Raw genomic sequence first — 13,452 nt, 5'->3', positions numbered from 1 at the left:
CAGCCGCAGGTCCTCGTCGCAGTCTGCGCGATTCACGATGCGCAGCCACTTCATCCTCTCGGCGGTGCGCTGACCCGATGAAGACCGCGGAAAATGATCCGCAGCGACGGGTTGGAATCGCCCGGTGGTACTTGTACACACCTTTGATTTCCCGGATCCCGACCTGCCGGATCTCGTCGCGCCGTCGGGGGTCGATGGCATGACCACGACCCGTTTGTACGATGTCGACCCATCCGTCGACGTCATTGTCATCGTCGAACGGTATGAAAGGATCGGTCGTTCTGGTCCAATGCGCCTGCAGTTGGCGGAGATCCCTGAGCCATGGCGAGACCTGACTTATCGCTCACTCTGGCTTGACACTAGCAACGGAATCTGACGGGCCGCTGCCACTCGATGTCCGCACTGCCGCGGTGACGATTTCGACTGCGTCGCCGACTGAGACGTGCTCCCAGATGCGGATCGCTGTCCAGCCTTCCGAACCGAGTCGAGCGGTCGTCTCCTTGTCGCGCGCGATGTTCGCCGCGACCTTTCGATCCCAGAATTCCTGGTTCGCGCGTGGGCGACTATAGTGCTCCGGGCAGCCGTGCCAAAAGCACCCATCGACGAATACCGCCACGCGTTTGCGCGGGAAGACAATATCGGCAGTTCGCCTGAAGTCACCTATTGGCCGCCGGTTGACGAAGAACCGCAGTCCACGTCGATGGAGTGCTCGGCGAAGGGTCAGCTCGGGCCTCGTATCGCGGCCGCGGTTCGCCTGCATCGTGGCACGGGCAGCTGGTGAGGATGCCCACGAAGTGTGCACAACTCCAAGTTTACTGACGGAGTGAGAAGGAGATCCTCTCAGGCGACAGTCGAAACGGGTTCTGGGCGATCGGCAAACGAACGCCAGTCAGCTCGAACCATTTCGTCGACGAAACTCTCACCAATCTCGATCTTGAGAGCTGCGGCAAGGACGTGTAGGGCCAAACGCGGCGGGATAGCATTGCCGATCTGCTGCGATATGTCGCTTCCCGACCAGGGAAAGTCCGACGGGAACGTCTGTAATGCGCCAGCCTCGCTGTGACTCAGACGTGACTCGCTTCCGTCGGCATTGACGATCCGGTTCCTGGTCACCTTGCCGGTGATGGTTGCCGCTGGCTCGGATGAGCTGCGTGTGCCGCGATTCCTGGGGTCGCCGCCGCTTCCGTAGTTCGAGACGACAACGAAGGGATCGGTTCGTCGCAACGCTTGCCCCATCGACACCCAGGCGCGCAAACCGAGCGAATGCTGGTGGGCTGCGCCGCGACGGAATCCTTCATGAGTGGGAAGCGGCAGTTCGACAGAGTCCTGGTAGCGGGCAACAAGCAAAGCACGGCGACGGGTTTGTGGAACGCCGAACTGCTCGGTATGAAGGACTCGATGGTCGACTCCGTATCCCCGGTCGCGCAGCACAGCACCGATGGCTTGCCAGACTGGGAGCACCGCGGGCACCTGCTCGAGCACGATCGCCTCGAAAGGTCGGTCTGCTTCAATTGCCGCCAGGGCCCACCGGAGCGGTTCGAGAACCAAGCCTGTGCGCTCGTCGTCGAACTCGCCCGTGCGGCTGCCGATGTCGGCTCCGCCGGCCATGTCCTCAACGAGGCTGATCACTGAGTCGAGGGCCTTGCGGCCAGACCCGGTGCCAGCCATCGTGAACGTCTGGCACGGTGGCCCACCGGCGAGAATTCGGGCCGTCGGGAAATCTTCGACACCAAAAGCTCGCACATCTCCCTGCACTGTTCGGAGGCCGGCAGTGTCACGAGTTGCGCATGCGTTCGGGTCGATCTCAACCCCGATCACGTCGAGCCCGAGCCACGATGCGGCGACATCCAAGCCACCCGGACCGGCGAACAAGTCGACGACGTCCGCCTGCACTGGAGTGGGTGACGAGGTCATGTCGCCGAATCATAATCGCTGTCTGGGGCCTCCCGAACTACTGCCACGAGTGGCCGGTGGATCCTGCGCCGGCACAACGGGACTGTCATTCGAACGAAATACATTCGGGACGGGTTGATTCGTCTTGTGACTCAGCACGATCGAATTTGTCAGAGGTCGTTGGTAAGACTGAATCAACACATTTTTCGACCTGCTGCCGGGTGCAGCCGACTGGAGGGCTCAGTGGTTCGGCAGGCCTGGCGTCGGCAGGATTCTAGCCTCGTCAAGTTGGTAAACGACTTCCGGGCGAAGTGCTTGGAGGTCTACAAGCAAGACCCGAACCGCGTTGAAGAGGATGCCGGCAAGGAGCGCGGCATCGCCGAGGGCGGTTACGGTCGCAAGCAGGCTCAGGAGCTCGTGCAGAACGCGGCCGATGCACTACGTGGTGCACCCGGTCGCGTGGAGGTGGTGCTGACCGGAGATTGCCTATACGTCGCAAACGAAGGAAAACCGTTCGTCGACACCGGCGTTCGAGCCTTGCTATACACGCATCTTTCAAACAAGGTCGGCGGTGAGATCGGACGGTTTGGTCTCGGATTCAAGTCGATCAGCGGCGTTTCGGACAAGCCGCAGATCTTCAGTCAGTCGGTGTCCTTCGAATTCTCCCGCGACGAGACGGTCAGCGAACTCAGTGCCGCGCTTGGACGTGCCTACTCGGCATCGGAGGTGCCCGCATTACGGCTCGCGTGGGTGCTCGATGCCGAAACCGAGATGCGCACCGACGCTGTGCTCGCGAGTCTTTCGGCCTGGGCGGTCACCATTGTCAAGATTCCTCTGCTTCCAAATGCTGTGGCAGCGCTTTCGCAGGAGATCGCCGAGTTCGACGAGTCCTTCAACCTTTTTGCACCGCACGTGCGTGAACTCGCGTTGCGAGACGAGACGGTCGGAAAGACACGGAAGTTCTCCTCGAAGAAGTCCGGTAATCGCATCGCCCTCACGACCGACGAGGGCGAGCGTGAATGGCTGGTTTTCTCGCGGCCGCACAAGCCGTCCCCGGCCGCCCTAGAATCGGCTGGCCACTCGGCGCGACGCGATGCCGTCGAGATCACGTGGGCCGTTCCGAAGACCGGCAACCGGGTCGGCCAAATGGCGGCATACTTTCCGGTTCAGTCGGACCTCACTCTCAGCGGTCGTGTGAACGCACCCTGGAAGCTCTCCGACGACCGAATAAATGTGATTCCGTGCGAATTCAATCGTGAGCTGCTTGCCGATGTCCTGCCGATGTTGGTTGTCGAAGCCCGCAAGGACTTGGTGAGTGAGCTCGGGCCTGCACGCTATATCGATGTCCTGCCGGCTCGTGGCAAGGAAGTTCGCAGTTGGGCCGACGGAGTGATCAACGAGCCGATCTTCGCGGCCTTGCGCGATGCGCGTTGTCTGCCAGATCTGGACGGGGACCTGAGGTCTCCGGCATCGGTTCAGCGGGTACCCAACAAGCTGGTCGCAGAATTCACCGAAATGTGGATGCGTCACACTGGAAACCGTGACAAGTGGGTGCATCCCGACTGCACGAACAACGACGAGCGGCGCTCCAAGGTCGAGCGACTAATGCAAGGGAGCGGCCAACAGACCGGGCGTGTTCTCGATTGGCTGCAGAGTATCGTCGCCGTGGCGAAGCCTGAGAACTCTGCTGCGGCTGTGGAGATCGCCTCGATGCTTCAGTACACGGCGGGTGTTTCGGACGCGGCGCGAATGGACGTCCGCGATTCACGAATCGTGCTGCTCGAGAGCGGGAAGCTTGAGCGGCCGATTCGGGGTCGATGCTTCATTCGGTCGAACAAAGCCCAGCAGGGCGAGGCTTTTGTTCACTCGATCGTCACGAAGAGCGAATCGACCCGCTCGGCGCTCGAGAGCCTTGGTATCACTCAGTTCGAACAGGGCGGCGAGATGCTCCAACTGCTCACGCAGTTGGCGCATGGAGAGAAAGTGGACTGGACCGAACTCTGGACCGCTATGCGAGGCTCGGGTGCGGCCGCGGTCGAGGAGGGATTCGACAAGACGCTCGCAGGCAAGGCAGAGATGATCGTCCACGTCCTTCGAGCGGACGGAAAGTGGGTGCTCCCGACCGATCTCTATCTTCCGGGTGAGCTTCGGGCCCTCAAGGAGGATGCGCATTACTTGGTCGACGCGTCGTTCCACGGGGTGGATGCCGATATCCTCGCCCTGCTCGGCGTTCGAACGCGACCAGGTCGACTCCGAAAGGGCAACCGGGAGTCGTGGATCGGGCCGTACGTCAAATTCGTCAGGGCCGAGCTGGGGGACTATCTCAAGCTCGGCGTTCAGTCGCGCGAGAACCTGCAGATCGACGGTCTCGGATCGGTCTTGAACCCGCTCGAATTCTTGCCTAGCCTCAGCGCGACGAATCGGGTCGCACTGACACTTGCCGTGCTCAAGCAGATTGATGAACCGCGTGTGAGCGTCCGGCATCCGCAGGTACACAAGCCGATCAAGGCTGTTTCGCCCGAAGTGTGGTGGCTACGGCAGCACGGGCTCCTGCCGACAACGCAAGGGGCGTTCCCCATCCAACTAACGTTCGTGCCATCCGCCGCGGCCACGTACGAGGGCCTCTTGCCCACGCTCGTCGACGTGGAACTTTCCGATGAGCTGACGGCGCGACTCGGCTTGCGCAAGACGATTGATGAACTCGGTGCGGACGAATACCCGCGGCTGGTCGATGCGCATGTCCAGCGCAAAGATCGCGATATGGTAGCGCTGGCCTACTGTTGGTGGTGCGAAGCCTCTGCGGAACCGCCGCCCGCAATTCGTGTGCTGCTGGGCGGGGAATGGCGAGATGTCGAGCCGACGCAGGTGGCAATCGCAAAGGATGAAGAAGCACAAGCGGAATTCGACGCATTCGGAATTCCGTCGATGCTGGCCTACGACCCGGCGGACGTTTTCAACCTCCGGGAACGGTGGGGTTGTATCGACGGTAGTGACCTTCCCTTCACCTTTAGCTACGAGACGAGTGCCGAACTCGTATGCCTGGTCGACGCGTTCGACATCTTCGACGAAGTCGAGCTCGACGATGATCCCGAGACGATCTTCGTTCAGAAATGCCTGTCGATCAGCAAGGTTGCCGCGGTCCCTGGACGTGCCGAGCTCCGAACGGATGCCAAGTTCGCCAGGGAGGGCAACACCATTCTCGTCACCGGTGAATCGGATTTTCTGCTACTGAAGCAGATCCTGCTCGGCTTGGGTGCAGACAGCTCGGATGAGCAGGTTCGTGCGTTCCTGTCAGCACTCGACGCAAAGCGGAACTCGAAGTTCATGCGCGAGCTACGGCAGGCCCCCTCGGACGAGGCCCGACTGCTCGCGTTGGCGGGCGAGAACAGGTTGAAATCGCTTATTCCGCAGGATGCGCTGGACTACCTACGTCACTCGAGCGCGAGAGTGCCCGCGGGGCTGGACCTTGCGAAGTTGGTCGTCACTACGCTCGGCGTTCGAGCTCTTGAGCGTGCTTGCAAAGTGGATCCACACACACTTCCGGTGTCACCTCCGTCCACATGGAACGGGTCGTTTAACACGCGCAAGTGGGCCGCGGAGATCGGCTTCTCAGAGGAGTGGGCCGGACAGCGGGCGAAGCAGCGCAACAAGCCGGCAGAGTACATCGATGGACCGACCGAACTCGCGCCGCTCCACGACTACCAGCAGGCGGTTTCTGACAGACTCCGTGCCCTGCTGCGTGGCGAGGGGAAGCACAATCGCGGGATCATCTCACTTCCGACCGGTGCCGGAAAGACCCGCGTTGCAGTCGAATCGATCATCCGGGCAGTCGCCGACGGCGACCTCGATAGGGACCACGAATTCCGAGGTCCGATTCTTTGGCTCGCCGACGGTGAGGAGTTATGCGAACAGGCGATCGACGCCTGGTCCTTCCTCTGGCGTGCAGCGGGACGTCGCGATACGCAACTGGTGCTGAGCCGGTTTTGGGCGAACTACGACGTCGAGGAGGAGACCAGCGGCGTTCAGGTCGTCGTCGCGAACTGGCAGAAGGTCGTACGTGCAGTTGATTCCACTGAGTACGCGTGGCTCTCCGAATCGCCGCTCGTCATCATCGACGAGGCGCACGGCGCATATAGCCCCAGCTATACAAAGATCCTCGAGTGGCTGGGGCGCGGAACACGTCAGCGAGACAAGCCGTTACTGGGCCTGACCGCAACGCCGATGCGCGGCAGGCGTGAGTCCGATGAAACGGCGAGTCTGCTCAAGCGCTTTGATGACAACCTTCTTGACAGCGGTGTCTTCGGTGCTGATATCCCACAGGTGCGGCTGCAGCGCGATCAGGTTCTCGCCCGCGCTGAACTAGAGATTCTGTCGGGAAGTGACATACAGCTGTCCGCGGCGGAGATGACAGAGTTTAAGGAGAAGAAATGGATGCCGAAAGCCGCTGAAAGGCGGCTTGGGCGCGACGAGGATCGCACTCGGAAGCTGGTGAACTCCATCCTCAGCAAGCCTGCTGACTGGCCGATCCTGGTGTTTGCCGCGTCGGTCGAAAATGCGCAGACGCTCGCGACTCTTCTCACGCTGTCGGGTCGGTCCGCGGCCTCGATCGATCAGGACACGAGTCCTGACGATCGGCGATTGGCGATTGAGCGGTTCAAGTCGGGAGACCTGAAGGTGCTGACTAATTACGCCGTCCTATCGCAGGGCTTCGACGCGCCGATGACGCGCGCTGTCTACATAACCCGGCCGACAAGTAGTGAAGTGCGTTACCTACAGATGATCGGTCGCGGATTGCGTGGTCCGAAGAATGGCGGCAGCGATCGTGTTCTGATCGTCAATCTAATGGATAACGTCATGGAATTCGGAGACAGCATTGTCTTCGACCTCACCGAGATCCTCGACGCCGAGGAGAAGTAGTTTGCGAGCGGATCTTGACGCCTCGCAGCAGCGAGTGTTGGAAGGGCCGGCTTCACGTCGTCTGATCGTCGAAGCGGGACCGGGCAGCGGGAAGACAACGACCAGCATCGCGATGATCGAGTGGATTGCTGAGGCAAGTTCAGCTGGCGATGAGTCAATTCTGTTCGTAGTTTTTTCCCGTGCTGCTGCAAGTGCCGCGATGCGGGCGTTCGAATCTGGTGGAGGCTTCGAGGACGCGAACGTTGTCGTGACGACTTTGGACTCGTTGGCCGGTCAATTGATTGAGCAGCAGTATGACGAAGGAAGAGCTCCACGGTTCGATCAGATTGTTCGTTCTGCAGCGGCGATGCTGCGGGCCCAATATGACGGATCCCTGGATGATGTTTCGCACCTGATCGTGGACGAGGCTCAAGACCTGTCGGCTGACCACAGAAACCTCCTCTGCGCGATTATCGAGAGACTCCCGAACCAGGCTGGCGTGACAGTCTTCGGCGACCCGCTCCAGTCAATTTATGAATTCCTGGACGGTGATCGGTCCGAAGGTCGTTCCAGTTGGCAGGAACTCAAGCGGCAGCTGGAGGGGCTGAACATCACGACGACTTTGTCGCTCGATGGGCAATTTCGCGCGCGCGGCCGTGCCCCGAAGAAGGTGATGGCGGCGGGTAGCCGAATGCGTTCCGCCTCAGCGCTCGACCGAATTGACCAACTGGACGAACTGGTGAGTGACCTGACGCCTGTGTCGTTGTCGGACTTGGCAATCCGTTCTCGGAGTTGGACCGGGACTGTGGCAGTGCTGGCGCGCACGAACGCCGATGTGCTCGCCATCTTCGATCAATTGATGGGCCTCGGAGTGCAGTGCGCGATTCGCGAGTCGGCGATGAACTCACGGTCCACCATTGCACCGTGGGTTGCTGAGTTGTGGTTCGAGACTGGTGGAAGCGCAGTCACGGCGGACGCATTTCGTCAATTCGCGCGAACCCGCGACCATGTCGACGAGGCTTGGTTTCGGTGGCTTGTATACGCGACGGGCTCACATTCGTCGGTCGCTTGGCGATCGATCGCGAACCTGTGCGGTCGAACTCCTGATCTCGACTGTCCGGTCATCGTGCGTCCTTATGCTTCAGTTGTTGTGTCGACGATCCACCAGGCGAAGGGCCTCGAATGGGACAACGTGGCGGTGGTCGACACTCGATCTCTGCTGCGTCCCGTCGGCCGGAGTGAACCCGAGAGCGAGCTTCTGTTCGTGGCACTGAGTCGAGCACGAGACAAGGTAGTCACGGTGAACTGGGAAGGCCCCGTGACTCGTCAACGACCTGGTTCCGAGATGCTCTACAAGACTGCGATGCCGTTCCATCGTGCGGTCGCCGTCCAGGTGCTGCCGCGCGACCTCCGAACGGACTATCCCGTTGGCGGACCGGATGCCCAGCAGACGCTCCGTGGGTGGTTGGGGACTCCGACTCGAGTAGGCATCCAACGAATGAGTTCTGTTTCGGACTGGCCGCTTTATCGTCTCTGTATCGGCGGAGTAGCTGTGGGAGTGACGACAGCGGAATTCGGCAAGGCAGTAGCGCAAGTCGCACGCACGGGTTCAGGCCTAGCCAGCCTTGGGCCCGTGTGGCTCGAGGGCTTGGAGTCTCGGTGGTCCGTCGAGGGCGACCTCGAATTCTGGTTACATCCGAGAGTCTTTGGGTTCTCGCACCTCGATAGGGAAGGCAGCGGTGGAAGCGATGGTTGAGGATCTGTCGTCGTGGTACGACGCGCGGGATCAGATAGTCGACGATCTGGAAGCCGAGCTGCTGGGGCCGGCCGAACCCATCCCCCTCGCCGAGCCACCCCTGGACCGGATCATCGTTGGGGTCTTGTATCCTCGCAGGCCGGATAGTGCCAGCGCTGAATACCTAGAGGGCATGGAGAATGACGCGGCTGGGGAGTCCGACGGGGCCGGTGCGAATGACGAATCAGCGGAGACGACTGTCGCACTTTCTCGCTCGAAAAAGCCGTCGTCTATGGGCTTGTCCTTCAGTGTGCTGGCGGGTGTGACACAGGATGTCGAGGTCTTCGTCAGTGCGCGGCGCTATGCCAAGGACGAGTCTGAGGACTGGCGTGCGGTGGATGTCGCTTTCGATACGCCTCACGTCCTGTCAATGGCAAAGCCAGGTACGGTCGATGTCGCCGTCGCCACCAACGAGAATCTGCGGCTTGTCGGGCTCGTTCGGACACCGGTCGACGGTCAGGTTCGTGTGACGTTGTCGCTCCTCAACACAAACGAGGATGCACCCGGACATGCGGACTCGGTGTGTTGGTTCAGGCCAACTCTCACCGTGCGTGCAGTCGGGCCAGGGTTCGTCGACCGACGGCGGCAGCGTTCTGGCGTTGCCTCAGACCCCGACGTCCGATCGGCCGAATTTCTGTACCGAAGTGTGCCGTCCTTAGCGGTCGGACATGGATGCGCCGTTGAATGGGATGCCGACGTCTCTCCAGTGACGGAGCTTCGGACTACGTTCCTACCAACGCATGAGGTTCGACTTGCCAACCCGGCCGGTGGCGGTGAATCCGATCCTTATGGGACCTATCAGTTATCAATGAACGCCTTCGCGAAGCACGCCGACGTCGAACAACTGGAAGCGATGGTTGCAGCGTATTCGAAATGGATCGCGGCACGGCATGTTGAGGCCGCGGCTCTCGACCCGAGTGTGCGGGGGACGGCTCTGGAACATTTGGCGCTCGCTGAGCAGTGCGCTGCACGGATGCGCTTGGGAATCGATGCTCTTGCCGACGAGGAGGTGGCTCTCGCGTTTCGACTCATGAATGAAGCGATGGTCTCGCAGCGCGATGCACAAGATCGCAGCCGCGGGACAAAGCCGCGCCCCCAGGAGTGGCGTCCATTTCAGCTCGCATTCATTCTCATGAACCTGCCTGGACTTGCGTCGCCAGATCACGCGGACCGAGACGTTGTGGACCTTCTTTGGTTTCCCACTGGTGGTGGCAAAACCGAGGCCTACCTGGGTTGCATAGGCTTCTCGATTCTGTTCCGGCGGCTCCGAAATCCGAGGGATGGTGGGGTTTCCGCGATCATGCGGTACACCTTGCGACTGTTGACCCGCCAGCAGTTCGAGCGCGCAGCAGGCCTGATCTGTGCTCTCGAGCTCATACGCCGTCGTGAGGTCCCCGACTCCGCCCCAGTGTCGCTCGGCCTGTGGGTGGGGAACCAGGCGACTCCGAACAGTGTCAAGGATGCCGCGGCGATCCTCCGAAAGATCGCGTCAGGCGGTGAGGTGGAGGGATCGACACCTGTTCAGCTGCTTCGCTGTCCGTGGTGTGCCAGCAAGCTCTCTCATAGCAACTATGTCGTCGTGGCCGATAGCGAACTTCACATCCGCTGCTCCAGCAGCTTTTGTGAATTCCGCGAGGGACTGCCGTGCTGGGTGACCGACGAGGACGTGTATCGGGCGAAGCCGTCGCTGATCATCGGAACGGTCGATAAGTTCGCGATGATGGCGTGGCGGCCCGAGGTCGGGTCACTGCTATCGGTTGACGGACCTTACTCACGCCCAGACCTGATCGTCCAGGACGAATTGCACCTGATCTCGGGTCCGCTCGGAACGATCGTCGGACTATACGAGTCTGCGTTGGACCTTGCGTGTACCGGCGCTGGCCGGCCGAAGGTGCTCGCGTCAACTGCCACGATCCGCCGTGCCGCGGATCAGGTCAGGAACGTGTTCGATCGTGAATCGATCCAGTTCCCACCTCCTGGACTTGATCCGAGCGACAACTATTTCGCCGTTGACGCGACACGCGAGGAGAAGGGGACTCGACGTTACGTCGCAGTCATGGCACCCGGAACGAGCCAATCGACGGTATTGGTTCGGCTCTATGCTGCGCTGCTGCAATCGGCCGCCGAACTGGAGGCCACTGAGACGATCCGGGACGACTACTGGACATTGCTGGGGTACTTCAACAGCCTTCGCGTGCTGGGTTCGACGTATCTCCAGGTATTGGACGACGTGCCAGATCGAATTAAGGTCGTCGCGGCTCGTCACTCCACTGAAGGACGCGCGATCTCGCAGGAACCAGTCGAACTCACATCGCGGGTGGACCAAAACCGAATTCCGTCGGCTATGGCTGCGCTTGAGACGCCGTACGGAAAGCAGGGCTGCCCGGACGTGGTGTTGGCGACCAACATGATCTCGGTTGGCCTCGACATCGACCGACTTGGGCTGATGGTTGTTGCAGGTCAGCCGCAGAGCACATCGGAATACATTCAGTCGACAAGCCGTGTCGGCAGACGACACCCTGGGCTCGTCGTTGTCGCGCTGAATGCTCAGCGTTCGCGCGATACGTCGCACTACGAGTCATTTATCCCGTTCCATCGCGCGTTGTACCGAGAGGTCGAGGCGACAACCGCGACTCCCTTCGCGTCGCGGGCGAGGGATCGTGCAGCGCATGGCGTACTCGTGTCCGCGGCGCGCCTATTGGTGCCCGCATTGCGCGGCGATCGGTCAGTGGTCGAGGTGAACAAGCATCGCTCTGAGGTCGAAGCGGCCATAGCGCGGCTGGTTGAGCGGGCAGAGCGTGTGTCACCCGATGAGGCTGGCCCCTTCAAGGAGCAACTGGATGCGCTCCTTCAGCAATGGGCTGATAACGCGATCGCCGGGGCCATTGAAGAGTACGGCAAACTCAGCCATCCTTCGGCGAAGAAGTCAGCTGGACCGTCGTTGATGACGCAGGCATCGGGAAATTCGAGTCCATCGACGTACCCGGTCAGCGAACCTCCGTGGCCCACTCTCACGAGCATGCGCGACGTAGACGACGAGACGCCACTGTTCGAAAAGTATGTTGCAAAGGAGGCGATTTCCGATGGTGTTGAGAAAGACTCTCAGCTCGAAGAAGCCACCAGTTAAGACGACCGTACGCAGAAGCCAGATGATCACGACGTACGGGGTCGGCGCACTGGTCCCCGTTGAGTCTGAGAGCTTCATCGTCGCCGGTCTCGATCATTGGAATCCGCGGCCTGAGGATCTGATCGAGGAACCAAGACTGAGCAGGTCACTGGGTGTCAGCGGACTGTATCTTCCACCGGGAAACAGTTCGCGCGGAATGGTCCCGATCGCACGGTTTCCCGAGTGGGTCTATTGCCCGCAGTGCTCTCGACTTGAAAAGTTCTGGCGTATCGCGGACAAGTTGAGTGACCGGTATATCAACAGGTGTCGTCATTGCGTCACATCTCGACTGGTGCCGTCACGGTTCGTCGCGTGTTGTGCCGATGGTCATATTCAGGATTTTCCTTATGTGCACTGGACGCATCGGGGGCACGAGCGGACTGAGGGGGAAGCGCACTCTCTGAAAATCACCGTGGACCCCTCAAACTCGACTCTTGCCGGAATCCGGCTGGCGTGCAGTTGCGGTGCCAAGCGGACTTTGGAGGGGGCACTTGGAAGCGGGTCCCTAAGTCTCAGCTGTGCCGGAGCTTCGCCCTGGTTGGACGGCACTCGTGATTCCTGTAAGGCGCAACTGGTCGGGTTGCAGCGAGGTGCATCGAATGTCTGGTTCGGGGACGTTCGATCGGCAATCACAGTTGACCGTACGTTGTCACCAGTCGAGGAGGTGCTGGAGAAGATTCTGCCCGAATTGGTAGGTGCTTTGGCTGACGATGTCGCTCTGCTGATTGGAATCAAGGCTCGGCAGCACAACGTCAATCAGGACGAGCTGATCGCTGCCTATCGCCGGCTCGGTTCGGCTTCGTTCTCGGGCGCGGAGGCATATCGGGAGATTCGATCCGCTGAATATGAAGCTCTCGGCCGCGAGCATCCGGAGATCACCGGTGCTGAGACGTTTGTTAGTGAGCCTAAGAGGGTCTCGCCAACAGGTGAAGTCGGGCGGGTTGTCGACGTTGTATCCAGGGTTGCAAGGCTCCGGGAAGTGCGAGCTCTGACCGGGTTCTCTCGTGTGGCTCCTTCCGAGGGCGCGGGTTCCGCACCCAAAGGAGCCCTATCGAGAGGTCGTCACGATTGGCTGCCGGCGATCGAGGTCTTAGGTGAAGGCGTCTTCATTCGACTGCGCGAAGAGGAGGTCGCGAGCTGGGAAGGGTCGGAGTTCGCAACAACACGCGCACAAAAGCTGCAGCGGGCGATGCAGGCGGCCGCGTCCAAGCAGGCTGGTGAGGTTCCACCGGTGTCGCCTCGTGTGCTGCTGCTCCACTCACTGTCTCATTCGCTATTGAATGAACTTGCACTCGATACCGGATATCCCGCGTCGTCCATTCGCGAACGGCTGTACGCCGAGAATGGCCAGTCGGGCATCCTTCTCTACACGGCAACTGCGGACGCGGCCGGAAGCCTTGGTGGGCTCTGTTCCAAGGGCACCCCAACGAGTGTCGAGAAACTGGTCACCTCAGCACTGGAGCGCGCACTGTGGTGCTCGGCTGACCCAGTCTGCCTCGAGTCGGCGTCGACCGGTGCTGGCGCCGCGAATCTGGCTGCGTGCCATTCGTGCCTGCTGGTTCCTGAGGTTTCATGCGAACTGCAAAATCGATTGCTGGACCGTGCCTGCCTGATTGGGGTGGGCGGAGACGGTGCGGGCGGTTTCCTGACTTCGCGGGTCTCCGGCTCGTTGTTGTGACTACGGACGTTGGGGACGGCATGG

Annotated in this window: 6 protein-coding genes; 4 read left to right on the top strand and 2 right to left on the bottom strand. The window is 60.8% G+C overall.

All coding sequences use genetic code 11. From position 1 onward, the window contains the following. Nucleotides 1-343: 343 nt before the first annotated feature. Together F600_RS31385 and F600_RS29575 are read right to left on the bottom strand one after the other, a co-directional pair. The gene (locus F600_RS31385; RefSeq protein ID WP_211220116.1) at nucleotides 344-760 is read right to left on the bottom strand and encodes a very short patch repair endonuclease; all 417 of its coding nucleotides are present in this window, start codon (nucleotides 758-760) and stop codon (nucleotides 344-346) included. 80 nt (nucleotides 761-840) lie between these two features. Then, the gene (locus tag F600_RS29575) at nucleotides 841-1,914 is read right to left on the bottom strand and encodes a DNA cytosine methyltransferase (RefSeq protein ID WP_040632300.1); all 1,074 of its coding nucleotides are present in this window, start codon (nucleotides 1,912-1,914) and stop codon (nucleotides 841-843) included. A gap of 267 nt (nucleotides 1,915-2,181) precedes the next feature. Between F600_RS29575 and F600_RS0123455 the strand changes: the two genes are divergently transcribed. Genes F600_RS0123455 through drmB form a run of 4 tightly spaced genes read left to right on the top strand, consistent with a single transcriptional unit; the run spans nucleotide 2,182 to nucleotide 13,428 of the window. Beyond that, nucleotides 2,182-6,810: a DEAD/DEAH box helicase gene (locus tag F600_RS0123455; RefSeq protein ID WP_245541614.1), complete on the top strand. Its 4,629-nt coding sequence runs from the start codon at nucleotides 2,182-2,184 to the stop codon at nucleotides 6,808-6,810. Nucleotides 6,811-6,844: 34 nt separating this feature from the next. Then, nucleotides 6,845-8,545: a UvrD-helicase domain-containing protein gene (locus F600_RS0123450; RefSeq protein ID WP_026306882.1), complete on the top strand. Its 1,701-nt coding sequence runs from the start codon at nucleotides 6,845-6,847 to the stop codon at nucleotides 8,543-8,545. Next, the gene (locus F600_RS29570; protein ID WP_081629039.1) at nucleotides 8,538-11,711 is read left to right on the top strand and encodes a helicase-related protein; all 3,174 of its coding nucleotides are present in this window, start codon (nucleotides 8,538-8,540) and stop codon (nucleotides 11,709-11,711) included. The genes F600_RS0123450 and F600_RS29570 overlap by 8 nt, the downstream gene beginning before the upstream one ends. Continuing rightward, on the top strand, nucleotides 11,644-13,428 hold the full coding sequence (gene drmB, locus F600_RS32210; protein ID WP_156024792.1) for a DUF1998 domain-containing protein: 1,785 nt from the start codon (nucleotides 11,644-11,646) through the stop codon (nucleotides 13,426-13,428). The genes F600_RS29570 and drmB overlap by 68 nt, the downstream gene beginning before the upstream one ends. The last annotated feature ends 24 nt before the right edge of the window (nucleotides 13,429-13,452 follow it).

It is taken from the genome of Smaragdicoccus niigatensis DSM 44881 = NBRC 103563 (assembly GCF_000380645.1).
GTDB lineage: Bacteria > Actinomycetota > Actinomycetes > Mycobacteriales > Mycobacteriaceae > Smaragdicoccus > Smaragdicoccus niigatensis.
The sequence above is the reverse complement of the archived record's forward strand: the minus strand, read 5'-3'. Positions and strand labels throughout refer to the sequence as shown.

Bases quoted from the DNA above. Each gene is read 5' to 3' on its own strand.
- F600_RS29570 (WP_081629039.1), top strand. From the start codon at position 8,538: ATGGTTGAGGATCTGTCGTCGTGGTACGACGCGCGGGATCAGATAGTC.
- F600_RS29575 (WP_040632300.1), bottom strand. From the start codon at position 1,914: ATGACCTCGTCACCCACTCCAGTGCAGGCGGACGTCGTCGACTTGTTC.
- drmB (WP_156024792.1), top strand. From the start codon at position 11,644: ATGTTGCAAAGGAGGCGATTTCCGATGGTGTTGAGAAAGACTCTCAGC.
- F600_RS31385 (WP_211220116.1), bottom strand. From the start codon at position 760: ATGCAGGCGAACCGCGGCCGCGATACGAGGCCCGAGCTGACCCTTCGC.